Here is a 23,471-nt window from a genome sequence, read left to right on the forward strand (position 1 = left end):
CGATGATCGATTGTGCCGCCCGGCCCTCCGGGCGGCACACTGCATAGACATACGTACGACGCTTCAACAGACGGGTAGGTCATGGCCGCGAACAACCGCCGCATGTCCGGCAAGAAGGGCGCGCAGGTCGGCAGCGGCGGCAAGCGGCGCCGCGGCCTGGAGGGCAAGGGCCCGACACCGCCGGCCGAGATGCGCAAGGGGCACGCCAAGCAGCGTGCCGCCCAGGCGAAGTCGCGCCGCGGGCAGGGGCGTCCGCAGCAGCGTCGTACGGGTGGCAAGTCCTCGTCCGAACTGGTCGTCGGGCGCAACCCGGTCACCGAGGCGCTGCGCGAGGGCGTGCCCGCCTCCACGCTCTACGTCCAGCAGTTCATCGACAACGACGAGCGTGTGCGCGAGGCGCTGCAGCTCGCTTCCGAGCGCGGCGGGATCAACCTCATGGAGGCCCCGCGCCCCGAGCTCGACCGGATGACCAACGGACTCAACCACCAGGGGCTCGTCCTTCAGGTCCCGCCCTACGAGTACGCCCACCCCGAGGACCTCGCCGAGGCCGCCTACGACGAGGGCGAGGACCCGCTGATCGTCGCCCTGGACGGGGTCACCGACCCGCGCAACCTGGGCGCCGTCGTCCGGTCCGTCTCCGCCTTCGGCGGGCACGGGGTCGTGGTGCCCGAGCGGCGCGCGGCCGGAATGACGGCCGGCGCGTGGAAGACCTCCGCGGGCACGGCGGCCCGTACGCCCGTCGCGCGCGCCACCAATCTGACGCGTGCCCTGGAGGCGTACCAGAAGGCTGGCATCATGGTCGTCGGGCTGGCCGCCGACGGGGACGTCGAACTCGGCGAGCTGGACGCCCTGGGCGGGCCGGTCGTGATCGTCGTCGGCAGCGAGGGCAAGGGGCTGTCGCGACTGGTCGGCGAGACGTGCGACGTCCGGGTGCGGATCCCGATGCCGGGCGGTGCCGAGTCGCTCAACGCCGGTGTCGCGGCGGGCATCGTGCTGTACGAGGCGGCCCGCCGACGGGCCTGACACCCGGGGCCGAGGGCGCGAACAGCCGTTCGCTCCCTCGCTCGTACGGGGTCATTCGGTCGTACAGGGCGAGCTTGACGGGGTCCGGACAGATCCGCGCGGTCGGAGCAGTGTCCTAATCACACCTCACTCGGTTAGATGAGTGTGGAGACCAGAACGCCCCGCACACCCACGGGGGACCGATCGTCGGGATTCGACGACACCCCCGTGCTGAGCATGGTGAAGGTGCCGAGCGATCCGGCGCAGGTCATCGTCAATCACGCAAGCTTCCGCGTGCGGTTGGGCGCGTCCACGCGGCGCGGCCCGTCCCCACGGCTCATCCGGTACTCGGGCATCGCCCGGAGCGGCCTGCACCTGCCCGCCGCCGGTTCGGCGGGCGGAACCGCAGAGGCCGACGGCCGCCGCAGGCCCGTCGTCTGGAGCGGCAGGTCCGCACCCGACGACACCGGCGCCCACCGGCTGCTGCAGGCCGTACGGAGCTCGAGCGTGCGCCACGGCGACGACCCGACCGTCGACGCGCACGCGACCCGGGTCATCCCGCGCATCGGAGTCGAGGGCCTGCCGGGTGCCGGCGGCTACGGCGACGACCGGACCCTCCCGTCCCCGGTCATCGGTGCCCCCCGCGGTCACGGTCGCGGCGAGACCCGGCTGCTGCCGCAGATGCGGAGCGCCGGCAGCGCGTACGACGACCCGGCCTACACGGCACCCGGCTACGACGACCCCGGGTACGACGCCCCTGCCTACGGCGGACCCGATCAGCCCCGATCCGCTGACGACGACGCCCGGTTCGCGGACGGCGTGGAGACCAGGGGCCGGGGGCCGCGGGCGCGGCGGCACGGCGGGGATCATGTGCGGCACGCCTATTACCCCGGCCGTCGTATGAACCTCGGCGTGGTGCTGCTGCCCCTGCGCGTCTTCCTCGGTTCCATCTCGGTCTACTCGGGCATGGGCAAGCTCTGCGACCCCGTCTACTTCGACGGTGGCAGGCGCGGCTCCATGACCACATGGCTCAACTCGCTGCACCCCTGGGAAGCGGCCGAGCCGCTGCGGCAGTTCGCACTCCACCACCCCGTCGGCACGGGGCTTGTCATCGCCTTCCTCCAGGTGATCGTCGGCGTGCTCACGGTCCTCGGCCTGTGGCAGCGGGTCGCTGCCTCGGCGGGGGCGCTGCTCGCGGCCGCCCTGATCGTCACGGTGAGCTGGCACACCACCCCGTCGTACGACACGCCCGACATCATCTATCTCGCCGCCTGGTCACCGCTGATCATCGCCGGGGCGCCCGTGTACTCCGTGGATGCCCGGCTCGCCGGCGGCGCGTGGCGCAGGCTCGGGCCGCGGGCGGACATCTGGGAGCTGCGGCAGTACGTACTGCGGCGCGGGGCGCTCGTGACGGCGCTCGTGGCCGGGGTGACGCTGCTGGTCGGATCGCTCCTCGGCGGGGCGGTGCGGGACGCGGGCCGCGTGGTCGTGCCAGGACCCGGCGACGCGCCGCGCAACGAACTGCCCGGTTCGCCGCTGCCCGAGACGCCGGGCGAGCAGCAGCACAAGGCCAGCCCCTCGGCCTCGCAGCCCCCGGCGTCCTCGCAGGGCACGACGTCGTCGCCGTCAGGGCCGGCCCGGACCCCGGACGCGCCCGGTGCGACCGGCACGGTCTCGGGCGGTCGGCCGAGCCGGACCCAGGGCAGCGGTGGCCAGGTCCCGCCGCGCCACTCGGCGCCGGCACAGCAGGCCCCGAGCACGAGCGCGGGCCCGTCGTCCTCGGGCGGCGGCGGCACGGGCGGCCCCTCGGGCGGAGCGAGCGGCGGCGGAAGCAGTGGTGGAGGCCACGGCGGGGGGAGCGGCTCGGGAGGCTCCGACCACCTGGTGGGCGGCCTGCTGGGGTAGTTGGGCCGGTTCCTTCAAAAGGGGCCCCCGCACACTCGGTGTGCGGGGGCTCCTTTCGGGTGAGGACGTGCGGTGCGGGCGACGCGTCCGGCGGAGCGTCAACGCACCAGCGCGGCCAGCTCCTTCGCCGCCTCGGTGAGGTCCTTCGCGGTGTCGATGGCCCGCCAGTACGCGCCCTGAGGGATCGGGAAGCCGGCCAGACGGCGCTCCCTGGCCAGGCGGGGGAAGGTGGTGCGCTCGTGGTCGCCGCGCTCGGGGAGCATCTCGGCGAACCCGGCGGAGAAGACGTAGACACCCGCGTTGATCTCGAACGTGGACGGCGGGGCCTCGATGAAGTCGGTGACGTGGCCGAAGCCGTCCGTCTTGACCGCGCCCCACGGGATGCGCGGGCGTGCCAGGGCGAGGGTGGCGACCGCATCGCGCTCGGTGTGGAAGTCCGCCATGTCGCGCAGCGAGAACCGGGTCCAGATGTCGCCGTTCGTCGCGTACCAGGGCCGGTCGGGGTGCGGGAGGTGCCCGGCGGCGTACCGCAGGCCGCCACCGCGGCCGAGCGGCTCCGATTCGACGACCGTCGTGACGCGCAGGGGCAGGTCCGCCGTGTCCAGCCACTTCTGCAGGACGTCGGCGAGATGGCCGCAGGAGACGACGACGTCGGTGACGCCTTCCTCGGCGAGCCAGGTGAGCTGGTGCCCGATGATCGGGGTCCCGGTGCCCGGGATCTCCACCATCGGCTTCGGCCGGTCGTCGGTGTACGGGCGCAGCCGGGAGCCCTGGCCACCGGCCAGGATGACGGCTTGGACGGGGCGCGCGGCGGCGTTCGGATCGGTCATGACCGAACTGTACGTCGCGCGTCCCGTCCTCAACCGGGGCCGTCGACGGCCCTCAGCCGTGCTGCGCGGCCACTCCCGAGGCGAAGGAGGTGTCGCATACCGGGCGGGCGTAGGACTGGGCGCGTGAGGGGCCGTACACGCGGACGGCGGCGCGCCCCAGCGCGCGGGCGATGGCCACGCAGTGCTTCGCGAGCGAGGGGCGGCCGTTGACGGCCTGCTGGAGGTGGGTGAGCGCAGTGCCCGGGTCCTTCTCCTGAAGCTCCAGCAGCAGCCTGTCGCGCAGCATGTCCTGCGGCGCACGGGAGGAGGCGCGTGTCGAGACGTCTCCGGAGGAGGCGGCGAGCACCGAGTTTGAAGGGGCTCCCGACCAGTTGACGCGGGCGACCGCGAGGGTCCCGGACAGCACCAGGACGACGGGCAGTACGAGGGCGAGGGTGCGCCCGATGCGGCGGGCGGGGCCACGGCCGCGCCGTGTCCGTGGAGTAGTGGTGTGCTTCACGCGAGTGAGGGTAGCGCGGGGTAGTGATTTGGCGACAATTAGTCACCGGTTCGGGGGATGAGGAAGCGACGATTTTTGGGTAGGGGGTTGACGCACTCAGGTGAAATGCCTCTTATGTTGGGGTATTTATCGACAACGAAGAGGGCCCCGCAGTGGTCTGCGGGGCCCTCTTCGTCAGTGCCGGGAGGCGTGACCCGCCGTGGGGCGGATCGGTGCGGTGCGTGCGGTGGGCGGAGCTCAGTCGGAGAGGCGCTCGCCGGTCGAGGTCGAGAACACGTGGATCTCGCCCGGACGCGGCACGACGTGCAACTGCGCGCCCTTCTCGGGAACCTGGCGGCCGCCGACGCGCACGACGAGGTCCTTGGTCTCGCCACCGACCTCGGCGGCGCCGTAGACGTAGCCGTCGGCGCCGAGCTCCTCGACGACGTTCACGGAGACGGCGAGGCCCGCCGGGGCGTCCTCGGTGTGCTTGGACAGGGACGCGGCGGCGTCGCCGTTGTGCTCCACCACGTCGAAGTGCTCGGGGCGGACGCCCACGGTCACCGTGCGGTCACCCCTGTCGGAGGCGGCCTTCAGCGCCTCGCGGTTGACCGGCACCACGCTGTTGCCGAACTTCACGCCGCCGTCGGTGATCGGGACCTCGACCAGGTTCATGGCGGGGGAGCCGATGAAGCCGGCGACGAAGAGGTTGGCCGGGCGGTCGTACATGTTCCGCGGCGAGTCCACCTGCTGGAGGAGACCGTCCTTGAGCACGGCCACGCGGTCGCCCATCGTCATGGCCTCGACCTGGTCGTGGGTGACGTAGACGGTGGTGATGCCGAGGCGGCGCTGCAGCGACGCGATCTGCGTACGGGTGGAGACACGGAGCTTGGCGTCGAGGTTGGACAGCGGCTCGTCCATGAGGAACACCTGCGGCTCGCGCACGATGGCGCGGCCCATGGCGACACGCTGGCGCTGACCACCGGAGAGCGCCTTCGGCTTGCGGTCCAGGTACTCGGTGAGGTCGAGGATCTTCGCGGCCTCCTCGACCTTCTTGCGGATCTCCGCCTTGTTCACACCGGCGATCTTGAGCGCGAAGCCCATGTTGTCGGCGACGGACATGTGCGGGTACAGCGCGTAGTTCTGGAACACCATGGCGATGTCCCGGTCCTTGGGCGGCAGATGCGTGACGTCGCGGTCACCGATGTGGATGGTCCCGGAGTTCACGTCCTCGAGCCCCGCCAGCATGCGGAGCGAGGTGGACTTGCCGCAGCCGGACGGGCCGACCAGGACGAGGAACTCCCCGTCCTCGATCTGGATGTCGAGCGAGTCGACGGCGGGCTTCTCGGAACCCGGGTAGATCCGGGTCGCCTTGTCGAACGAGACAGTGGCCATGGTGAATGGGCCCCCTTCACCGGCAGGAACGTGCCGGACGATCCGTTGTAAAGGTGGTTGCCACTACGGGGTTCCGTCGTGGTGGTGTAGTCCACACGGGTGAACTGGTTCAGGACCGTACCTGGCGTTCACCGCTATGTCAGTACCTGGGGGACTGTGAACTTCGCGGAAATTTTCGACGGGCCCGGTCCGGGACCTGGGTACACTGCTCGGGCACACCCGTGCGCGCCTCCTTAGCTCAGCTGGTCAGAGCGCCGCTCTTGTAAAGCGAAGGTCGTCGGTTCGAATCCGACAGGGGGCTCCTCTGCCCAGCAGTACCAACGCCCCGGACCATGAGCGGTCCGGGGCGTTCGACGTCCTCGGGTGCCGTCGGGCGGGGCGGTCACCCATGGTCGAGGCGGCGCCCGCACAGGCGGTCCATGGGGCTGACGACCTGGCGCTGTGTGTCCGATGTCACGTGGGTGCGGGCATCCGTCGTGACCCAGGCCCGCAACGAGCGCGGTCCACCCCCGACCGGCGGAGCACCGGGATCTCGCCGCGCGGCGGGCCCGTGGACGGGCGTGGCATTCCGAGAAGCACCTGGCGTCGGGGCATCGTGATGACCGCTGATCGACTCACCGGCGGACGCCACCGCTCAGGGCACAACCGCGACACCGGCGGAGGCCGCCCCCGTACCGGCGAGCCTGATGCTGAGCTGGGCACCGAGTTCCCGGAATCCCAAGGCGGCCGCAACCCGCCGAGACGCGAGTGGCCGGGCTCGCCATTGCGGCAGCAGTCGGGCCGCGAACGCATGCGTGACGGCTGCCGATGCCGCCACCCGGGCGAAACCTCGTCCCCGCCAGGCGGGATCGGTCAGCACGCTGAGATGCGCGACCCTCCCCGGCCAGGATCGGTATCCGGCAGCGGCGACCACCCTGCCGCCCGCACGCAGCACGAAGGCCGGCGAGGTGATCTCCCCGAGAGCGGCCTCTCCCGCGTCCTCGCCCGCGGCCTCCTCAAGGCTTCGAAGTGCAGGGTGGTCACCAGGAAGTTGCTGCGCAGCCAGGGGTCCCGGCGAGGCCGGGAGGAATGCGTCCGGGGACGCGTAGGACAACGTCGCCGGACCGAGCACCTCGGCCACGGGCAGGACCCTACGGACCGCGTCGGCATCGGCAACCGCCGCCATGGGCAGCGCCGCCAGTCCATCCCGAACCAAGGCCGCCGATCGCTCGGTGGGAGTGGTGACGACGGCGGCACCGCCCAGGGACACCACGCCCACCCAGCCGGCGGGGCACAGACTCGACGTGGGCGAGGCGACAACGCTGACCCCGCCCCCCGACGCGAAGGACACGGGCGCGGCCGCCAGGCCCTCCCACAACCCGCGGGCCCTGGCCGGCAAGGGGTCTATCGGCATGGTCGGATCCTGCCGGCTCTGCGTGAGGCATCCCGGAGGTCCGGTCGACCCGGCCCGGTTGAGAGCCTGCTACACCCTGACATCGGCAAACCTTCCCGCTTCCGTCTTATCCCGCGGGCATCGGCGCTCTGCCGGGCGTGCAGGCAGGTGAACGGATCTGTACGCAGCCGAGCCGGACAGCCCGCGCGGACGAGCACGACGTCGATGAGGTGCGTGGAGGCCCCGACCACGGCCTCAGCCTTCGGCAGGCGCGCCGCACCTTCGAAGCGATCGGCGCAGGCAACGAGTACCGCACCCGGTTCGTGCGCGCACCGCGGCCCGAGGAGCACCCGGACAGCGGCACGCCGCACGGAACGGGCACGCTCTCCTCGAGGCCGTGATGTCCAGAGGTCCCTGCGTGCCATGGCGGTGACCGGCATGTCGCCCCCTTCCCTCACTTGATCATTCGGAAGTCGGGGTGGTCGAGCCAGGCGGTCAGGAACGCCCGGTCACCGACGTGGCTGTATCCGCAGCCGCCTGCCTCCGTGGTGTACGGCATTTCCCGGATGCGGCCGGGGAGTGACGACACCAGGGCGCGGGACTCGGCCAGGCGGTCCGCTTCCTCCTGGCCGGAGGGGTCGTGAAGGAAGGAGCGGTACTCGAGCAGTCCGCCGAAGTCGATCAGTGCGTCGTAGCGTTCGGCCAGGTACCGGGTGAGGTGGCCGAGGAGCCGGTGGTCGTCCGGCCCCGAGCAGTAGGAGAGCACGGCCAGTTCGGCGGCGGGGGCACGCTCGAGTCCGGGGAAGCCGAATTCCTGATAGTCCTCCAGGGATTCCGGTCCGAGGTGGAAGGGCTGGGGGGAGGACCACTCGAGCTCTTGAAGGCCGATCGCCGACGGCCGGTGGACCTCGAACTCGAGTGAGTCGTCACTCTGGATCCGCACCTCGCAGAAACCCTCCAGCCAGGGCACGGCGTCCAGCGCGCTACGCCGTACCGGCAGCCACAGCCCGGCCGCAGGTCCGCCCATCCCGGCCTCCCGGAGGTGATCGTGTCGCCCAGCGTGGCGGTGGCGGGGCACGGGCGCCAGCGGTTTGTTCACGCAGGGTGGGGGGACATGCCAGGTCGCTTTCCCTCGAGGGTCCGGCTCGCGGTCCGGCGACACGAGAGGCGACCCTCTCGGCTGTCAGGGGGTGTACAGCGACTGCAGCCGGGTCACCCGGCCGTTGCCGTCGAAAGTGAGGTCGAAGCCCAGTCCTTCGAGGAACGCCGGGGACTGGCGCTTCATCCGTCGGACGAACTCGGCCTGGGAGTAGGGGTAGGGGACCGAGTTGTCCCCCAGCGGGACGGACAGCAGTATCCGGCTGTCCGCGGCCATGGACACGGTGCTGTAGGGCCCCCGGCCCGGAATGATCAGCCAGGCCTCGATGTCGCCGGTGGCGGGCTGCTTCCTGGCCGATCGGACCGACAGGTAGGTCCGGCCGCCGCTGATCCAGGCATCGGTGATCTGCATGAACTGCTTGGTGTCCGCCCAGCGCCCCGGAACTCCCGGTGTCGCATTCGGGTCCGGTGCCGTTGTCGGGGCTGCCGCGGAGGCCGAGGCGGACACCGAAGCCGAAGCCGAAGCCGAAGCCGATGCCGTCGCCGAGCTCGGCGAAGTGGCCGGTGTCGTCGCCGAGGCCGGCGGGGTGGCCGGTGTCGTCACCGGGGCGGGAGCCGAGGTGTCCGCCCGGCCTTCGGCGCCGCCCTCCGAACAGGCGCTGAGGACAAGGGCGGCGAGGGCGAGGGCGGTGGCTCCGGCGACGCTTCGGCGGCGTGAGGTGAGCATGGTCGGCGTCCCATCGGGTCGGGTGCGGTCGAGATACACGGGCACTACGCGGTGCCGCACCCTGCGGGTTACACCGGGAATGTCATGAAGGCGTAACAGCTCATCGGGGGATCACCCGGCCTCCCGCAGCGACTCCACACGCCCTTCGTTGTCGTAGTCGATCCAGAACGTCCATCGCGGGCCGTCCGCCAGCCGGCCCACCAGTTGACCGAGCTGCATGTCCGTGGGGTGCCCGCCGGAGAGCCGTCGTGTCTCGACGAGAGTCGCACCCGACAGCGTCAGTGTGTGCACGACGCCGGTGGCGGCGGCGGTGCCCCGGATCGCGCCGCGGAGCTGCCGGACCGTGACGCGTACGGTGTCGCCGTCGGCCACTGCGCCGTAGACATAACCCAGTTCGCTGGCGTACTCCTCGCCCGGGCCGGGCGACGGGCGGACGAAGGGAGGCGGAGCCGGCACCGGCGTGGCCGTGGGCGGCTGCGGCCCGTGGGCGGATCCGGCCAGCGCCAGTCCACCCGCCACCAGCGCGGCGGCCAGTGACGCGACGACGGTCACCACAGTCGTCCGCCTGCGGCGCAGCCGCTGCTCGCCACGGGCTCGCACCCGGTGCGCGGCAAGCGGCACTGTGTGGCTCTTTCCCGACTCGGCGAGTTCGGCGAGGCGCCGTCCCAGCTCGGTGTCGTCAGCCATGCTCCCCCTCCGGCAGTCGCCCCGCCCGGGGATCCAGCTCCGTATCGGACAGCAGGCGGGCCAGAGTTGCCCGTCCGCGGCTCAGGTGCACCTTGACCGTACCGACCGGAGAGCCGGTCTCGGCGGCAACCTGCTCCACCGACATATCGCACAGGTGGTGCAGGACCACGGCACGCCGCTGTGCCTCGGGAAGTCGCCGCAGCGCCTCGACCAGCACCACGTGGTGCGGCTCGGGTGGTGGTGCGACGGGAGGCGGGCCCTGCCGGCGGGCCAGAGCGAGGGCGGTGCGGACCCGCCTCCACCGGCTGACCGCCAGTCGCCACGCCACGGTGCGCACCCACGCCTCGGGTGCGCCGTGCAGATCCAGCTGCGCCCGGCGCTCCCAGGCCCGGGCGAAAGCCTCGTGCACCACGTCCTGCGACTCCGCGAGGTCGCCCGTCATCGCGTAGAGCTGGCCTATGAGACGGCCGACACTTGCGGTGTAGAAGGCGTCGAACTCACGCTCATCCATGCCCCGTTCCGGCGGATACTCGGGCTGCCGCATGCCTCTTCCCGTTTCGGACCCCGGTGGATCCCAGGCACCCAGGCACCCAGGTGCTCGACGGTGCGCACCTTATCGTGCCGTCCGGAACCGGCGCCCTCGCACCGATGCGATGCCGGCGCGGTACCCACCCGGAGCGTGAAGGCCACCTGATCAGGTGACGGCCCGGTCCGTCCGGAGCACCGTCGTCAAGACCGCCCGCAACGTCGCCTCCGGGTCCGCCGTGGTCCGCTCCGCACGCCACGCCACGAACCCGTCCGGCCGCACCAGGACCGCGCCCCCGGGCGTGGTGCCGTGGACCCGCGCCCAGTCGGCCCGCTCCTCGTCGTCCTCGTCGCAGATCAGGTCCGCGTCCTCGGGATGCGTGCCGATCCGGTGGGCGACGAGCCGCACGGGGCCGCGGTCCGCGACACGGCGGGCGGCTTCGTGCCACCCCGCCCCGCCCCGTGCGTCGCTGAGCAGCACCATCGAGCGCTCGTACAGGTCGAGCGTGGACAGCCGTGTGCCGGAGCGGCGCATCCACATATGGGGTGCGCGGCTTCCCGGTTCACCGGTCAGCCGTGCCGTGGCGGGCACAACCGTTCGGGCCGGATCGGTGCCCACGACCCCGCCGTCGGGGTAGCGGTGGCCCAGGACGAGGTCGAGGAGGCCGCTCGGCCTCTCGCCCGCCCCCACGCTGCGGGCCGGTGCGAAGCCCGGGTGGCCGTGTTCCACGGACCGGGCCGACGCGCGGGCGCCGGTGGCCAGCGCGACGGGCCGGCGCTCGGTGTCGTAGGTCTCCAGCAGTCCGGGCCCCGCCCAGCCGCCGAGGACGGCGGCCAGCTTCCAGGCCAGGTTGTGGGCGTCCTGGATGCCGGTGTTGGAGCCGAACGCCCCGGTGGGGGACATCTCGTGGGCGGAGTCCCCGGCGAGGAACACCCGGCCGGCGGCGAACCGCTCCGCGACGCGTTCGGCGGCGTGCCAGGGTGCCTTGCCGGTGATCTCCACATCGAGGCCGGGGACCCCGGTGGCCCGGCGGATGTGCCGCGCGCACCGTTCGTCGGTGAACTCCTCGGGCCTTTCGCCCCGCTCCGGGTGCCAGGGGACGTGGAAGACCCAGTTCTCCTTGTTGTCGACGGGCAGCAGGGCCCCGTCGGCGTCGGGCCCGATGAGGTAGCAGCAGAGGAAGCGCCGGTCGCCGACCGCGTCCGCGAGCAGCCGGGAGCGAAAGGTGACGCTCACGTTGGCGAAGAGGTCACCGGGCCCGGTCTGCGCGATGCCGAGGCGCCGCCGGACCGGGCTGCGCGGACCGTCGGCCGCGACGAGATAGTCCGCGCGGACGGTGTACCGCCGTCCGGTGGTCCCGTCGAGCACGACCGCGCTCACTCCTTCGGGGTCCTGTGCGAAGGACTCGAGTTCATGGGAGTACCTGAGGTCGCCGCCGAGTTCGCGGGCGCCGTCCAGCAGGGCGGGCTCCAGGTCGTTCTGGCTGCACAGGCACCAGGCGGCGGGGCTCAGCCGGGCGAGTCCGCCGTCCGGGTCGATGTGTCTGAACAGCCATGCGCCGACGTCGCCGACGAGTGACGGGGCCCGGAGGATGCCGTGGTTGTCCGCCAGCACCGACGCCGCCGTCCTGACGTCCGGTTCGATGCCGGCCACCCGGAACAGTTCCATCGTTCGTGCGTTGTTGCCTCGTCCACGCGGGTGGGCGGAGGTTCCCGGGTGGCGCTCGACGAGGGTGTGCCGTACTCCGTGACGGCCCAGGAACAGGGATGCGGACAGGCCCACCAGGGAGCCCCCGACGATCAGGACCGGAACCCGGTGGTCGGCTTCTTCACGCATCGATGCCTCCCGGAGCAGAGGAGCGGGTGCGGGGGCGCCCCGCAGTTTCCATGCCCTTCGGGGAGCGGGTCCGTGTGCCCAGTCACCCACGTGGTTCATCCGAGTCGCGCACTCTCTGCGACCGGCACACGATCGAGGAACGCTGACGTCGCGTCACCCGCGGCTCGACGTTGACCTCTGCCCCGAGAAGGAGAAGTGCTCAGGATGACCACAACGTCTGAACGTGTCTCAGAACCGCTGACGCGACAGGTGTCGAGACGGGTCTCCCAGTCCGTCTTCGACGGCTCTCCACTCCGTGTCGTGCTGCTCGTGAACGTCTACGACGGAGCCCAGCAGCAGTTCCTTGAAGCGTACGAACAGCTGTGCAGTCAGGTCGCGTCCGTCCCCGGACACGTCAGCGACCAGCTCTGCCAGTCGATCGAGAACCCGTCCCAGTGGCTCATCACCAGCGAGTGGGAGAGCGCTCCGCCCTTCCTCGACTGGGTGAACAGCGAGGAGCACGTGCAGATGGTGCGGCCGCTGCACAGCTGTGTCCGGGACACCCGCTCGCTGCGTTTCCACATCGTGCGCGAGACCGGGCGCCAGGCGCCGTCCGCCTCCGCCACGCGCCGGCTCCAGGCGGCACCCCGGATCGGCGACGGCAAGATCCGCCATGCGCTCACCTTCACCGTCAGGCCGGGCAGCGAGCGGGAGGTCGCCAAGATCCTCCAGGGCTATGCCTCCCCCGAGGCGCGGGTCGACGACACCACCCGGCTGTGCCGTACCTCGCTGTTCATGCACGGCAACCGGGTCGTGCGGGCCATCGAGGTGGAGGGCGACCTGCTCGCGGCGCTGCGCCATGTCGCCCGGCAGCCCGAGGTGCGTGCCGTCGAGGAGGCGATCAACCCGTACCTGGAGGAGGAGCGCGACCTCAACGACGCCGAGGCCGCCAGGGTGTTCTTCACCCGTGCGGCGGTCCCCGCCGTACATCATGTGACGGGTGGTCAGGACTGTCCGGAGGCGGAGCGGTACGCCCTCCACTACCCGGCCAAGGACGGCCGCGGGATGGAGCTGGCCCGGCTGCTGGCCCGGCAGGACGAGGCGGCGGCGGAGGACCCGCGCAGCCCGATCTGCGGCAGCACGATCTTCCATCGCGACGACATCGTGGTGCGCCTGATCGATGTGAAGGACAGCCTCGAGTCCGAGCCCGCGCTGTCCCTCGGCCTGACGGACACCGCACAGGTGTCCCAGCTGACGACCCTTCTCGACGGCGCCGCCGCCGGCACCGGGGGCGGCGATCTCGCGCGCTTCCTCACGCTCGCCCGTATGGACCTCATCACCGACCGCCGGTCGTCGCCCGAAGCCTGACGGCACCCGCCGGGTACGGCGCTCACGCCCAGGTCGGCGCAGCACACCAACGGAGGAAACCGACGTGATCAAAACCCGTCCCAAGATCGTGGATCTCAGCGAGACCGAGCACAACCGCAGACGCGGCGGCGATCTGCGCGCCATGCTCACCCCGGCCACGGTCGGCTCCACCAGCGGCTTCATGGGCGTGGCCATCGTGCAGCCCGGCGACCGCATCGGCGAGCACTACCACCCGTACTCCGAGGAGTTCGTCTACGTCATCTGCGGGAAGCTGGAGGTGGACCTGGACGGCGAGCCTCACCCGCTGCGGCCCGAGCAGGGACTCATGATCCCCGCCTTCATGCGGCACCGCTTCCGCAACGTCGGCGACGAAGAGGCCCGTCTCGTCTTCCATCTCGGTCCCCTGGCCCCGCGGCCGCAGCTCGGCCACGTGGACACGGAGGAGTCCGACTCCGTCGCGGTGGCGGCGGGCGCGGAAGGTGCCGGGGCGGCCGGTGCCGGGCAGGCCGACCGAGGTCAGGTCCGGTCATGACCCGGCGCGTGGCGGTCACCGGCATAGGCGTCGTGGCACCGGGCGGCATCGGCGTACCGGCGTTCTGGGATCTGCTCGCCAACGGCCGTACCGCGACGCGGGGCATCACCTTCTTCGACCCGACCGGTCTCCGTTCCCGGATCGCCGCCGAGTGCGACTTCGACCCGGCGGCCCACGGGCTGGACGCAGAGCAGATCGAACGTTCCGACCGGTACATCCAGTTCGCCCTCGTCGCCGGCGAGGAAGCCGTACGGGACGCCGGCCTCGACCTCGCCCGGGAGAACCCCTGGCGGGTCGGGGTCTCCCTGGGGACCGCGGTCGGCGGCACCACCCGGCTGGAGCACGACTACGTCCTGGTCAGCCATGGCGGGCAGCGCTGGGACGTGGACCACCGTGAGGCGCAGCCCCAGCTGCACCGGGCGTTCTCTCCGAGCACGCTCGCCTCGGCGGTGGCCGAACGCTTCGGCGCCCATGGACCCGTGCAGACCGTCTCCACGGGTTGCACCTCCGGGCTCGACGCCGTCGGATACGCCTTCCACACCGTCGAGGAGGGCCGGGCCGACGTCTGCATCGCCGGTGCGTCGGACTCGCCGATCTCGCCGATCACCATGGCCTGCTTCGACGCGATCAAGGCGACGTCGCCGAACAACGACGATCCCGCACACGCCTCCCGTCCCTTCGACAACAACCGTGACGGGTTCGTCATGGGCGAGGGCGGCGCGGTGCTCGTCCTGGAGGAGCTGGAACACGCGCGCGCCCGCGGAGCGCATGTGTACTGCGAGATCAGCGGCTACGCGACCTTCGGCAACGCCTACCACATGACCGGTCTGACCAGCGAGGGCCTCGAGATGGCCCGGGCGATCGAGGACGCCCTCGGCCACTCCCGTCTCGACGGCTCGGCGATCGACTACGTCAACGCGCACGGCTCGGGCACACGGCAGAACGACCGGCACGAGACCGCCGCGGTGAAAAGGGCGCTGGGCCACCACGCCTACGACACACCCATGAGCTCCATCAAGTCCATGGTGGGTCACTCCCTCGGGGCGATCGGCGCGATCGAGGTCGTGGCCTGCGTACTGGCCCTGAAGAACCAGGCCGTACCGCCGACCGCGAACTACGAGACGCCGGACCCCGAGTGCGACCTGGACTACGTGCCTCGGGTCGCCCGCGAGCGGAAGCTGAACAGCGTGCTCTCCGTGGGGAGCGGGTTCGGCGGCTTCCAGTCCGCGGTCGTCCTGACCCGGCCGAGGGAGAGGACAGGATGAGGGCATTGAACCGAAGGCGCGCCGCCGTCACCGGAATTGGCGTCGTCGCGCCCAACGGAACGAACACCGACACCTTCTGGAAGTCCACCCGGGAGGGAATGAGCGTTCTGGACCGGATCACCCGCGAAGGCTGCGATCATCTGCCGCTGCGGGTGGCCGGCGAGGTCCGTGCCTTCGAGCCGTCGGCGGCGGTCGAGGAGCGCTTCCTCGTCCAGACCGACCGGTTCACCCACTTCGGGATGGCCGCGGCCGACCTGGCGCTGGAGGAGGCCCGGATCGGCCGGGACACCGTCGCGGACGCGCCGTTCTCCCTGGGAGTGGTCACCGCCGCCGGGTCCGGCGGCGGTGAGTTCGGCCAGCGCGAGCTGCAGCAGCTGTGGGGCAAGGGAAGCCGCTTCGTCGGTCCCTACCAGTCCATCGCCTGGTTCTACGCGGCCAGCACCGGCCAGATCTCCATCCGGCGGGGGCTCAAGGGCCCCTGCTCGGTCGTCGCCGCCGACGAGGCCGGAGGCCTGGACGCCCTCGCGCACGCCGCGCGGGCCGTGGAGCGGGGCACCGATGTGATGGTCGCCGGTTCGACCGAGGCACCGCTGGCGCCCTACTCGATGGTCTGCCAGCTCGGCTACGAGGAACTCAGCACGTCCGACGACCCGGCGCGGGCCTACCGCCCGTTCACCACCGGGGCCTGCGGGTTCGTACCCGCGGAGGGCGGCGCCATGTTCGTCGTGGAGGACGCGGCGTCGGCCCGTGAGCGGGGCGTGCAGGTGCGGGCCACCGTCGCCGGACACGCGTCGACCTTCACCGGGGCCTCCCGCTGGGAGCTCTCCCGGGAGGGACTCGTCCAGGCGATCCGCGGTGCCCTGGACGAGGCCGGCTGTGCGCCCGAGGAGATCGACGTGGTCTTCGCGGACGCCCTCGGTGTGCCGGCGGCGGACCGCGCCGAGGCGCTGGCCATCGCCGACGTCCTCGGTGCGCACGGCAGACGCGTGCCCGTCACGGCGCCCAAGACGGGCACGGGCCGTGGTTATTGCGCGGCGCCCGTACTGGACGCCGCGGCGGCGGTGCTCGCGATGGAGCACGGCCTGATCCCGCCCACGCCCAACGTTTTCGACATCTGCCATGACCTCGACCTGGTGACCACCCGTGCCCGTGCCGCGGAGCTGCGCACGGCGCTGATCCTCAGCCGGGGACTCATGGGGTCGAACTCGGCGCTCGTGCTGCGGCACGGCGCCGCCGAGTGAGTCGGCTCTCGGCACCGGCCACGGTGCCCCGTAGGCGAACGACAGAAAGAGGCGACGTCTCGCAGTGAGGCCGCCCTGAAGCAAAGGAGAGGAACCGAATGAGCCGAATCACCCTGGAAGAACTGTCCGAACTGATGAAGAAGGCGGCCGGAGTCACCGTCGCCCCGCAGGAACTCCAGCAGCGCTACGACTCCGGCTTCGACAGTCTCGGCATCGACTCCCTCGGCCTGCTCGGCATCGTGGGCGAACTGGAGAACCGGCACGGCACGCAGATGCCTCCGGACGCGGAGCGCTGCAAGACCCCCCGGCAGTTCCTCGATCTCGTCAACAGCACCCTTATGGCAGGAGCCTGACATGGCCGGACACACGGAGAACGCCATCACCATCGCCGCACCGGTGGACCTGGTGTGGGACATGACCAACGACCTGGAGAACTGGCCGCAGCTGTTCAGCGAGTACGCGTCCTGCGAGGTGCTCTCCCGCGAGGGGAACCGGACGACCTTCCGGCTGACCATGCACCCCGACGAGCAGGGCACGGTGTGGAGCTGGGTCTCCGAGCGGGAGACGGACCGCGACGCGCTCAGCGTCAAGGCCCGTCGCGTCGAGCCCGGGCCCTTCGCCTACATGAACATCCGTTGGAGTTACGAGGAGACCTCCGAGGGCACCCGGATGACGTGGACCCAGGACTTCGAGATGAAGCCGGAGGCGCCGGTCGACGACGCCTGGATGACCGACAACATCAATCGCAACTCCAAGGTCCAGATGGCCCTGATCCGGGACCGGATCGAGCAGGCCGCCCGCAGCCACCGGCCCGCGCCGGCCCTGGCCGACTGAGCCGGACGGAGGACAGGCTGATGCATCAGGCCCTCATCGTCGCCCGCATGGCCCCGGGGTCGGCCCCGGATATCGCCAAGGTGTTCGAGGACTCCGACCGGGGAGAACTGCCCCACCTCGTCGGGGTCACCCGGCGCAGCCTCTTCCAATTCGGTGATGTGTACATGCACCTCGTCGAGTCCGAGCGGGAGCCCGGTCCGGCCATCGCCAAGGTGGCCGAGCACCCCGCCTTCCGGGACATCAGCGAGCAGCTTTCGGCGTATGTGAGTGCGTACGACCCCGCGACCTGGCGCTCTCCGAAGGACGCGATGGCGCAGCGCTTCTACCTCTGGGAGCGGGACGCCGCGAGGTGAAGCGTCCGCACAGCCGTCGGTCGCCGGGTCCGCGTCAGCCGCGGACCCGGCGACCGATGGTGTGCGGCCCGGGTGATCCGGCCGCAGCGCTCACGCGGGGACGGTGCAGTCGAAGGCGTGCAGATAGGCGTTGACCGGGCGGATCGAGTCGACGACCAGGCCGGCGCCGGTCAGCCGCTCGACCATGCTCCCGGTGGTGTGCTTGGCCCCGCCGACGTTGAGGAGCAGCAGCAGGTCCATCGCGGTGCTGAACCGCATCGAGGGGGTGTCGTCGACGAGGTTCTCGATGACCACGACCCTCGCCTTGGGGCCGCCCGCCTCGATGACGTTGCGCAGTGTCCGGGCGGTGCTGCCGTCGTCCCACTCCAGGATGTTCTTGATGATGTAGACGTCGGCCCCGACCGGGACGGTCTCGCGGCAGTCCCCGGGCACGATGGTGACCCGGTCCGCGAGTGAGCCTCCCGGGCGCAGCCGCGGGTCGGCCTTCTCCACCACGCGGGGCAGGTCGAGAAGGGTTCCCCGCATCGACGGGTACTTCTCCAGCAGGCTCGCCACCACATGTCCCTGGCCGCCGCCGATGTCGGCGACGGAGGAGCTCCCCGACAGGTCGAGGAGTTGTGCGACGTCCCGTGCGGACTGGGTGCTCGAGGTCGTCATGGCCCGGTTGAAGACGTCGGCCGACTCCGGGGCGTCCTCGTTGAGATAGACGAAGAACTCCTTGCCGTACAGCTCCTGGACGACGTTCCGGCCGGAGCGTACCGCCTCGTCCAGCCGCGGCCACGCCTCCCACGTCCAGGGCTCGGTGCACCACAGCGAGATGTTGCGCAGGCTGTTCGGGTCGTCCTCGCGCAGCAGCCGGGACATCTCGGTGTGCGTGAAGGTCCCGTCCTCCTGCTCGGCGAAGACGCCGTAGCAGGACAGGGCACGCAGCAGCCGGCGCAGTGTCCGGGCCTCGGTCCCGACGGTGGCCGCGAGGTCTTCCACGCGGGTCGGTCCGTCGCCCAGCGCGTCGGCGACGCGCAGCCGGGCGGCGGCGCGCAGGGCGGCGGCGCACGCCGCTCCGAAGACGAGTTCCCTCAGCCGCATGGACGGTGGTGGTGCCGGGGCTTCGGCCGTCGCGGCGGCCTGCATTGCGGTCGTCATGTGCTGCCTTTCCTCTCTGGGTCCGCGGTCGGTCAGCACAGCCCCGCGGGCTTGGAGGCCCGGCAGGAGTTGCCCTGGAAGGTGTTGCCCGTGCCGGTGTCGGCGTTGACGAGGTCCGCCGGGCCGTTGCGCATCAGCGTGTTGGCGGTGATCTGATTGTTCTCGTTGGGGGAGCCGACCATGCTCTTGAAGAGCACGATGCCGCCCGCGAACGGGGAGGAGCCGGCGTTGTCCGTGATCACGTTCCGCGTGACGACGGTCTTCTCGACGCCGGTCAGGACGATGCCGGCACCCTGGATGACGGGCAGCCGGTCGGCCTTGGGGCAGACCTTGTTGTTGCCGTGGATGAAGTTGTCGCTGACGGTCAGCGCCCCACCGCGCGGCTTGTTCTCGTCACCGACGAGGAACACCGCCGCGCAGTTCGCGGTGAAGTCGTTGCCCGTGACGCTGAGGTCCCTGAGCCGTCTGACGGTGACCCCGACCCGGTTGCCCTGCAGCCGGTTCCGTGCGATCACCGCGCCCTTGGTGTCCAGGGCCGCCGCCTCCTCGCTGGAGGTGTTGGCGAGGAAGATGCCCGCGTTGCCGCTGTCGCGGACGGAGTTGTCCAGGAGCACGCCACGGGTGGACTGCTCCTGTGCGATGCCCCACTGGCCGTTCTTCTCGGCCGTCACCTGCCGGACGATCAGTCCGTCGGTCCACGACGACCACACCCCGTTCTTGGGGAAGCCGGTCACGGTCAGCGATTCGACGGCGGCGTTCTCGACCGGGTGACCGTCCTTGCCCTCCACGCAGATGCCGCTGCCGGCCTTTGCGCAGGCGTTCGAGGACGAGCCGGTGGCCGGCGTGATCACCGTGCTCCGGCCCGTGCCGCGCAGGGTCAGCGGCTTGGTGATCCGGACGCTCTCACGGTAGGTGCCCGCGGAGACGAGGACGGTGTCTCCGGAACCGGCGGCATCCACCGCCTTCTGGATCGAGTCCCCCTGATGCACCAGGTGGGTCGAGGGACCCGCGGCGGTCGCGGCCGCGCAGCTGAGTGCCGAGCCGAGCAGCGCCGTGGTGCATACGAGGTAGGCGATATGGCGTTTCGTCATATTCTGTACGCTATGACCGGATGCGCCTCCGCAAGCCGGATCGGCCATTCGGTGGCGTGTCTGGTGGGGCGTCGGGCCGGTCGCCGCTTCCGGCGTCCGTGGTCGACGCCCCCGTGGGCCACCACGAACGGCCTACGGCGGTCGCGGCCGTGCGGGTGCCCCGTTCCTCCGGGTGGCCGCACCGCCCCGGAGCCCGCCTCGCGGTCACCCGCGCAGTGTGCGGCCGATCTCCAGCTCGTCCCGTGACAGGCGGTGGCCGCCGCCGGCCTCCCAGAGGGCGTACTGCAGGACGCGGCCCAGGGTCCAGGCGCGTGCGCGCTCCCGGTCCAGGCCCAGGACCTCGGTCATGGCGTCGAAGCGCCAGCGGGTCTCGTCCGGCTCGAAGCGGTTGCGCAGGGCCGGGAAGAGCTCGAACCCCGGGTCGCCCGACAGCGGTTTGGGGTCGATCGCGAGCCAGGGCTCCCGGTCGGCGGCCAGGACGTTGTCGTAGTGCAGGTCCCAGTGCAGGAGACGGTCACCCGGCTCGGCGGCCACCTCGCGTACGGCGGCGACGCAGTCCGCCATCAGCCGGCGGTCGCTCGGGTCGGGGATCGTCGGCAGGATCCGCGGTGCCGCCTCCAGCATGGTCCGGGCGCTGTCACCCAGCTGCCGCATCCCCTCCGGTGCCGGTACGGACGTCAGCCGGGCCAGCAGCCGGGCGAGGACCAGAACGGCCGCGCGGGAGTCGGGCATGTGCGTCAGCGCGCGGGCCGCATCGAGGCGTTCCAGCAGGAGGCTGCCCGTGGCGGGGTCCTGCTCCAGCAGCCGTACGGCCCCCTCGCCGTCCCAGACGCGCAGGGCGACCGGTTCACCCGCGCTCTCCTCGTCAAGGAACTGGAGCTTGAGCACGGCCGGCGTGCCGTCCGCCCGCACCACCGGCAGGACCAGGGCGCACATGCCGTACATCGAGGGCCCGTCGATCCGCAGCCGCCAGCGCCGCAGGAACTCCGCCGTCCGCCGCGGCAGGCCGGCGACGAACGCCCGCCCCGCGGCCCCGTTGAACCTCTCCTGTGCGGCGGCCAGCTCGCCAGGCACGTCTATCACGACCCCGACCATACTTGCGTATGTGAGCGGGGTCATACGGGCAAGGCGACGGCTCGGGGCGGCGGCGGCGTACGTCCGCAGCGCCCCGGGCACCTATCTGTGGCTGCTCGTCCTGTTCGTCACCACCGTCGCCCTGCACCACATGCCGCCGCAGTTCGAGCAGGACTTCCTGCGGCAGCGGTCCACCAACCTCAACGAGCTGTCGTCCAACCCCGTGCGGGTGTTCATCACGAGCGCCATGTGGCTGGACGGTGGCCGCTGGCTGCCGTACGCCGTGCTCTACACGGTCCTTCACGCACCGGCGGAGCGCTGGCTGGGCACCGCGCGCTGGCTGGCCGTGTGCGTCGCCGCGCATGTGCTGGCCACGCTGGCCGGTGAGGGTGCCCTGCTGCAGGCGATAAGGGACGGGGCCGCCCCGAGGTCGGCGGCCGGCACGTTGGACATCGGCGTGAGTTACGCGCTGGCCGGGGTGGTGGCCGTACTCGTGTACCGGATCGCGGCGCCCTGGCGCTACGCGTATCTGGCGGTGGTCCTGTGCGTGTACACGGTCCCTCTCATGGCCGCGCCCACCTTCACCGATTTCGGGCATTTCATGGCGCTGATGGTCGGGTTCGCGTGCTATCCGCTGACCCTCGGCCGCGGAAAACCATGGAATCCGAAGGAGACACCGGCCGCCCTCAGAAGCTAACGTCCGGCCCATGAGCAGCGCAGTCAGCGGCGCCGTCAACGGCGGTGTCTCGTTCTGGTACGCCGACGACGGCCTCCCCCCGCAGCGCGAACCCCTGTCCGGGGACCGGTCCGCCGATGTCGTGATCGTCGGCGGCGGCTACACCGGACTGTGGACCGCGTACTACCTGAAGAAGGCGGCGCCCTTCCTGCGCATCACCGTGCTGGAGCAGAAGTTCTGCGGGTACGGCGCCTCCGGACGCAACGGGGGCTGGCTCTACAACGGTGTGGCGGGCCGCGACCGGTACGCGAAGCTGCACGGCCATGAGGCCGCCGTCCGGCTGCAGAAGGCGATGAACGACACCGTCGCCGAGGTGGTACGGGTCACCCGGGAGGAGGGCATCGAGGCGGACGTGCACGTCGGCGGCGTCCTGGAGGTGGCGTACACGCCCGCGCAACTGGCCCGGCTCAAGGCGTTCCACGAGCACGAGCTGTCGTTCGGCGAGCAGGACCGCGAGCTGTACGGCGCCGGTGAGACCGCAGAGCGGATCCGGGTCGCGGACGCGGTCGGCTCCACCTGGACCCCGCACGGGGCGCGGCTGCACCCGGTCAAGCTGGTCAAGGGGCTCGCGGCGGCCGTCGAGGCGCTCGGGGTGACGATCCACGAGCGGACGCCGGTGACGGAGATCCGCCCGAAGCACGCGGTGACGCCCTACGGTACGGTGCGGGCGCCCTACGTCCTGCGCTGCACCGAGGGCTTCACGGCGTCGCTGAAGGGCCAGCGGCGCACCTGGCTGCCCATGAACTCGTCCATGATCGCGACCGAGCCGCTGACCGACGAGCAGTGGGCCCGGATCGGCTGGGAGGGACGGGAGACGCTCGGCGACATGGCGCACGCCTACATGTACGCGCAGCGCACCGCCGACGGACGGATCGCGCTCGGCGGCCGCGGGATCCCCTACCGATTCGGTTCCCGCACGGACAACGACGGCCGTACGCAGCCCGCCACCATCGAGGCGCTGTACGACATCCTGGTGCGCTTCTTCCCGTCGCTCACCGGGGTGAAGGTGGCCCATGCCTGGTCGGGCGTGCTGGGGGTGCCCCGCGACTGGTGCGCCACGGTCACCCTGGACCGGTCGACGGGCCTCGGCTGGGCGGGCGGATACGTCGGCTCGGGCGTGGCCACCACGAACCTCGCCGCCCGCACACTCCGCGATCTGGTGCGGCAGGACTCGGGTCAGGCCGGGTCGACGGACCTGACCGCGCTGCCGTGGGTGAACCACCGGGTGCGCAAGTGGGAGCCGGAGCCGCTGCGCTGGCTCGGTGTGCACGGCATGTACGCCACATACCGCACGGCGGACCGTCGCGAACTGACCACGCACTCCGCCGGGTCCTCACGGCTCGCGCGGCTGGCGGACCGCGTCGCGGGGCGCCACTGAGGCCGCCGCCGTTCGTACCGGCCGGACGTGATCGACCGCTCTGACCAGCGGCGGAGAACGACGGCAGGAGGTGTCGGGCCCGCGGCGCCTGTGTGACACTGCGGTGGTGATACGTACCGCGACAGCCGCCGACGTGCCCGTCATCCACACGCTCGTCCGAGAACTGGCCGAGTACGAGAAGGAGCCCGACCAGGCGCGGGCGACACAGGACCAGCTCCACGAGGCGCTGTTCGGCGAGCGCCCCGCGGCGTTCGCGCACATCGCCGAGACGGAGGACGGCGAGGCCGTCGGCTTCGCACTGTGGTTCCTGAACTTCTCCACCTGGCGCGGTGTGCACGGCATCTACCTGGAGGACCTCTATGTCCGTCCCGGGGCCCGCGGCACCGGGCACGGCAAGGCGCTGCTGACGGAGCTGGCCCGGATCTGCGTGGACCGGGGCTACGAGCGGCTGGAGTGGTCGGTCCTCAACTGGAACCGGCCGTCCATCGACTTCTACGAGGCCCTCGGCGCCCGCCCGCAGGACGAGTGGACGGTCTACCGGCTGACGGACGAGGCCCTCACCAAGCTGGGGCGGCGGGCGTAGCCGGACAGAGGTCCGGGGACGCCCCCCGGATCTCCGCC

General features: G+C 71.4%; 25 protein-coding genes and 1 tRNA gene. 14 read left to right on the plus strand and 12 right to left on the minus strand.

What is annotated here, in order from left to right:
• Positions 1 to 81 precede the first annotated feature (81 nt).
• Positions 82 to 1,023: a 23S rRNA (guanosine(2251)-2'-O)-methyltransferase RlmB gene (gene rlmB / locus ACSHXN_RS22500; RefSeq protein WP_355132053.1), complete on the plus strand. Its 942-nt coding sequence runs from the start codon at positions 82 to 84 to the stop codon at positions 1,021 to 1,023.
• A gap of 138 nt (positions 1,024 to 1,161) precedes the next feature.
• Positions 1,162 to 2,907, plus strand: coding sequence for a DoxX family protein (locus tag ACSHXN_RS22505; protein ID WP_355132052.1), 1,746 nt, complete (start codon positions 1,162 to 1,164; stop codon positions 2,905 to 2,907).
• A 98-nt stretch (positions 2,908 to 3,005) separates the two neighbouring features.
• On the opposite strand, the gene ACSHXN_RS22510 is transcribed toward ACSHXN_RS22505, so the two are convergent.
• The 3 genes from ACSHXN_RS22510 to ACSHXN_RS22520 form a co-directional block, all read right to left on the minus strand.
• Entirely contained in the window at positions 3,006 to 3,737 is a 732-nt protein-coding gene (locus ACSHXN_RS22510) for a nucleotidyltransferase family protein (protein ID WP_355132051.1), read from the minus strand.
• A gap of 52 nt (positions 3,738 to 3,789) precedes the next feature.
• Complete coding sequence (locus ACSHXN_RS22515) at positions 3,790 to 4,236, minus strand: hypothetical protein (protein WP_355132050.1); 447 nt, start codon at positions 4,234 to 4,236, stop codon at positions 3,790 to 3,792.
• A gap of 237 nt (positions 4,237 to 4,473) precedes the next feature.
• The gene (locus tag ACSHXN_RS22520; protein WP_355132049.1) at positions 4,474 to 5,610 is read right to left on the minus strand and encodes an ABC transporter ATP-binding protein; all 1,137 of its coding nucleotides are present in this window, start codon (positions 5,608 to 5,610) and stop codon (positions 4,474 to 4,476) included.
• A 227-nt stretch (positions 5,611 to 5,837) separates the two neighbouring features.
• Between ACSHXN_RS22520 and ACSHXN_RS22525 the strand changes: the two genes are divergently transcribed.
• A tRNA-Thr gene (locus tag ACSHXN_RS22525) sits at positions 5,838 to 5,911 on the plus strand.
• A gap of 333 nt (positions 5,912 to 6,244) precedes the next feature.
• On the opposite strand, the gene ACSHXN_RS22530 is transcribed toward ACSHXN_RS22525, so the two are convergent.
• The gene (locus ACSHXN_RS22530; protein WP_438303601.1) at positions 6,245 to 7,003 is read right to left on the minus strand and encodes a GNAT family N-acetyltransferase; all 759 of its coding nucleotides are present in this window, start codon (positions 7,001 to 7,003) and stop codon (positions 6,245 to 6,247) included.
• Positions 7,004 to 7,140: 137 nt separating this feature from the next.
• On the opposite strand from ACSHXN_RS22530, the gene ACSHXN_RS22535 reads away from it, so the two are divergent.
• Positions 7,141 to 7,383, plus strand: a complete 243-nt coding sequence (locus ACSHXN_RS22535; protein ID WP_355132047.1) for a CPCC family cysteine-rich protein — start codon at positions 7,141 to 7,143, stop codon at positions 7,381 to 7,383.
• 53 nt (positions 7,384 to 7,436) lie between these two features.
• Here ACSHXN_RS22535 and ACSHXN_RS22540 read toward each other — a convergent pair whose 3' ends face one another.
• The 5 genes from ACSHXN_RS22540 to ACSHXN_RS22560 all read right to left on the minus strand — a co-directional run bounded on the left by ACSHXN_RS22540 (position 7,437) and on the right by ACSHXN_RS22560 (position 11,856).
• Entirely contained in the window at positions 7,437 to 8,009 is a 573-nt protein-coding gene (locus ACSHXN_RS22540) for a DUF6368 family protein (RefSeq protein ID WP_355132046.1), read from the minus strand.
• A 156-nt stretch (positions 8,010 to 8,165) separates the two neighbouring features.
• Positions 8,166 to 8,492, minus strand: coding sequence for a hypothetical protein (locus ACSHXN_RS22545; protein ID WP_355132045.1), 327 nt, complete (start codon positions 8,490 to 8,492; stop codon positions 8,166 to 8,168).
• A 426-nt stretch (positions 8,493 to 8,918) separates the two neighbouring features.
• Positions 8,919 to 9,494: a hypothetical protein gene (locus ACSHXN_RS22550; protein WP_438303602.1), complete on the minus strand. Its 576-nt coding sequence runs from the start codon at positions 9,492 to 9,494 to the stop codon at positions 8,919 to 8,921.
• Complete coding sequence (locus ACSHXN_RS22555) at positions 9,487 to 10,005, minus strand: SigE family RNA polymerase sigma factor (RefSeq protein WP_355132043.1); 519 nt, start codon at positions 10,003 to 10,005, stop codon at positions 9,487 to 9,489. The genes ACSHXN_RS22550 and ACSHXN_RS22555 overlap by 8 nt, the downstream gene beginning before the upstream one ends.
• 183 nt (positions 10,006 to 10,188) lie before the next feature.
• A complete protein-coding gene (locus ACSHXN_RS22560; protein WP_438303603.1) occupies positions 10,189 to 11,856 on the minus strand; it encodes an FAD-dependent oxidoreductase in 1,668 nt (555 codons plus the stop codon).
• Between the two features lie 204 nt (positions 11,857 to 12,060).
• Between ACSHXN_RS22560 and ACSHXN_RS22565 the strand changes: the two genes are divergently transcribed.
• The 7 genes from ACSHXN_RS22565 to ACSHXN_RS22595 all read left to right on the plus strand — a co-directional run bounded on the left by ACSHXN_RS22565 (position 12,061) and on the right by ACSHXN_RS22595 (position 17,428).
• Positions 12,061 to 13,203, plus strand: coding sequence for a SchA/CurD-like domain-containing protein (locus ACSHXN_RS22565; RefSeq protein ID WP_355132041.1), 1,143 nt, complete (start codon positions 12,061 to 12,063; stop codon positions 13,201 to 13,203).
• 64 nt (positions 13,204 to 13,267) lie between these two features.
• Complete coding sequence (locus ACSHXN_RS22570) at positions 13,268 to 13,735, plus strand: cupin domain-containing protein (protein WP_355132040.1); 468 nt, start codon at positions 13,268 to 13,270, stop codon at positions 13,733 to 13,735.
• Positions 13,732 to 15,000: a beta-ketoacyl-[acyl-carrier-protein] synthase family protein gene (locus tag ACSHXN_RS22575; RefSeq protein WP_355132039.1), complete on the plus strand. Its 1,269-nt coding sequence runs from the start codon at positions 13,732 to 13,734 to the stop codon at positions 14,998 to 15,000. The genes ACSHXN_RS22570 and ACSHXN_RS22575 overlap by 4 nt, the downstream gene beginning before the upstream one ends.
• Positions 14,997 to 16,241: a ketosynthase chain-length factor gene (locus ACSHXN_RS22580; RefSeq protein WP_355132038.1), complete on the plus strand. Its 1,245-nt coding sequence runs from the start codon at positions 14,997 to 14,999 to the stop codon at positions 16,239 to 16,241. The genes ACSHXN_RS22575 and ACSHXN_RS22580 overlap by 4 nt, the downstream gene beginning before the upstream one ends.
• Before the next feature lie 98 nt (positions 16,242 to 16,339).
• A complete protein-coding gene (locus ACSHXN_RS22585) occupies positions 16,340 to 16,594 on the plus strand; it encodes an acyl carrier protein (RefSeq protein ID WP_059126999.1) in 255 nt (84 codons plus the stop codon).
• Between the two features lies 1 nt (position 16,595).
• Entirely contained in the window at positions 16,596 to 17,075 is a 480-nt protein-coding gene (locus ACSHXN_RS22590) for an SRPBCC family protein (RefSeq protein WP_355132037.1), read from the plus strand.
• 20 nt (positions 17,076 to 17,095) lie between these two features.
• Positions 17,096 to 17,428, plus strand: a complete 333-nt coding sequence (locus ACSHXN_RS22595; protein WP_059127001.1) for a TcmI family type II polyketide cyclase — start codon at positions 17,096 to 17,098, stop codon at positions 17,426 to 17,428.
• A gap of 90 nt (positions 17,429 to 17,518) precedes the next feature.
• Here ACSHXN_RS22595 and ACSHXN_RS22600 read toward each other — a convergent pair whose 3' ends face one another.
• From ACSHXN_RS22600 to ACSHXN_RS22610, 3 genes are all read right to left on the minus strand, one after another.
• Entirely contained in the window at positions 17,519 to 18,571 is a 1,053-nt protein-coding gene (locus ACSHXN_RS22600) for a methyltransferase (protein ID WP_355797660.1), read from the minus strand.
• 32 nt (positions 18,572 to 18,603) lie between these two features.
• Positions 18,604 to 19,662, minus strand: a complete 1,059-nt coding sequence (locus ACSHXN_RS22605) for a right-handed parallel beta-helix repeat-containing protein (protein ID WP_438303605.1) — start codon at positions 19,660 to 19,662, stop codon at positions 18,604 to 18,606.
• Between the two features lie 204 nt (positions 19,663 to 19,866).
• On the minus strand, positions 19,867 to 20,757 hold the full coding sequence (locus tag ACSHXN_RS22610) for an aminoglycoside phosphotransferase family protein (RefSeq protein WP_383351767.1): 891 nt from the start codon (positions 20,755 to 20,757) through the stop codon (positions 19,867 to 19,869).
• 10 nt (positions 20,758 to 20,767) lie between these two features.
• Here ACSHXN_RS22610 and ACSHXN_RS22615 point away from each other — a divergent pair, with 10 nt between their 5' ends.
• The 3 genes from ACSHXN_RS22615 to ACSHXN_RS22625 all read left to right on the plus strand — a co-directional run bounded on the left by ACSHXN_RS22615 (position 20,768) and on the right by ACSHXN_RS22625 (position 23,433).
• Entirely contained in the window at positions 20,768 to 21,433 is a 666-nt protein-coding gene (locus tag ACSHXN_RS22615) for a rhomboid-like protein (protein ID WP_355132033.1), read from the plus strand.
• 10 nt (positions 21,434 to 21,443) lie between these two features.
• Positions 21,444 to 22,850: an NAD(P)/FAD-dependent oxidoreductase gene (locus ACSHXN_RS22620; protein ID WP_355132032.1), complete on the plus strand. Its 1,407-nt coding sequence runs from the start codon at positions 21,444 to 21,446 to the stop codon at positions 22,848 to 22,850.
• A gap of 70 nt (positions 22,851 to 22,920) precedes the next feature.
• Complete coding sequence (locus ACSHXN_RS22625; RefSeq protein WP_355132031.1) at positions 22,921 to 23,433, plus strand: GNAT family N-acetyltransferase; 513 nt, start codon at positions 22,921 to 22,923, stop codon at positions 23,431 to 23,433.
• Positions 23,434 to 23,471: the final 38 nt, after the last annotated feature.

The sequence above is a fragment of the Streptomyces sp. HUAS TT11 genome (assembly GCF_051553595.1).
GTDB lineage: Bacteria > Actinomycetota > Actinomycetes > Streptomycetales > Streptomycetaceae > Streptomyces.

Bases quoted from the DNA above. Each gene is read 5' to 3' on its own strand.
- rlmB (WP_355132053.1), top strand. From the start codon at position 82: ATGGCCGCGAACAACCGCCGCATGTCCGGCAAGAAGGGCGCGCAGGTC.
- ACSHXN_RS22505 (WP_355132052.1), top strand. From the start codon at position 1,162: ATGAGTGTGGAGACCAGAACGCCCCGCACACCCACGGGGGACCGATCG.
- ACSHXN_RS22510 (WP_355132051.1), bottom strand. From the start codon at position 3,737: ATGACCGATCCGAACGCCGCCGCGCGCCCCGTCCAAGCCGTCATCCTG.
- ACSHXN_RS22520 (WP_355132049.1), bottom strand. From the start codon at position 5,610: ATGGCCACTGTCTCGTTCGACAAGGCGACCCGGATCTACCCGGGTTCC.
- ACSHXN_RS22530 (WP_438303601.1), bottom strand. From the start codon at position 7,003: ATGCCGATAGACCCCTTGCCGGCCAGGGCCCGCGGGTTGTGGGAGGGC.
- ACSHXN_RS22540 (WP_355132046.1), bottom strand. From the start codon at position 8,009: ATGGGCGGACCTGCGGCCGGGCTGTGGCTGCCGGTACGGCGTAGCGCG.
- ACSHXN_RS22545 (WP_355132045.1), bottom strand. From the start codon at position 8,492: ATGCAGATCACCGATGCCTGGATCAGCGGCGGCCGGACCTACCTGTCG.
- ACSHXN_RS22550 (WP_438303602.1), bottom strand. From the start codon at position 9,494: ATGGCTGACGACACCGAGCTGGGACGGCGCCTCGCCGAACTCGCCGAG.
- ACSHXN_RS22555 (WP_355132043.1), bottom strand. From the start codon at position 10,005: ATGGATGAGCGTGAGTTCGACGCCTTCTACACCGCAAGTGTCGGCCGT.
- ACSHXN_RS22560 (WP_438303603.1), bottom strand. From the start codon at position 11,856: ATGCGTGAAGAAGCCGACCACCGGGTTCCGGTCCTGATCGTCGGGGGC.
- ACSHXN_RS22565 (WP_355132041.1), top strand. From the start codon at position 12,061: ATGACCACAACGTCTGAACGTGTCTCAGAACCGCTGACGCGACAGGTG.
- ACSHXN_RS22575 (WP_355132039.1), top strand. From the start codon at position 13,732: ATGACCCGGCGCGTGGCGGTCACCGGCATAGGCGTCGTGGCACCGGGC.
- ACSHXN_RS22580 (WP_355132038.1), top strand. From the start codon at position 14,997: ATGAGGGCATTGAACCGAAGGCGCGCCGCCGTCACCGGAATTGGCGTC.
- ACSHXN_RS22585 (WP_059126999.1), top strand. From the start codon at position 16,340: ATGAGCCGAATCACCCTGGAAGAACTGTCCGAACTGATGAAGAAGGCG.
- ACSHXN_RS22590 (WP_355132037.1), top strand. From the start codon at position 16,596: ATGGCCGGACACACGGAGAACGCCATCACCATCGCCGCACCGGTGGAC.
- ACSHXN_RS22595 (WP_059127001.1), top strand. From the start codon at position 17,096: ATGCATCAGGCCCTCATCGTCGCCCGCATGGCCCCGGGGTCGGCCCCG.
- ACSHXN_RS22600 (WP_355797660.1), bottom strand. From the start codon at position 18,571: ATGACGACCGCAATGCAGGCCGCCGCGACGGCCGAAGCCCCGGCACCA.
- ACSHXN_RS22605 (WP_438303605.1), bottom strand. From the start codon at position 19,662: ATGACGAAACGCCATATCGCCTACCTCGTATGCACCACGGCGCTGCTC.
- ACSHXN_RS22610 (WP_383351767.1), bottom strand. From the start codon at position 20,757: ATGGTCGGGGTCGTGATAGACGTGCCTGGCGAGCTGGCCGCCGCACAG.
- ACSHXN_RS22620 (WP_355132032.1), top strand. From the start codon at position 21,444: ATGAGCAGCGCAGTCAGCGGCGCCGTCAACGGCGGTGTCTCGTTCTGG.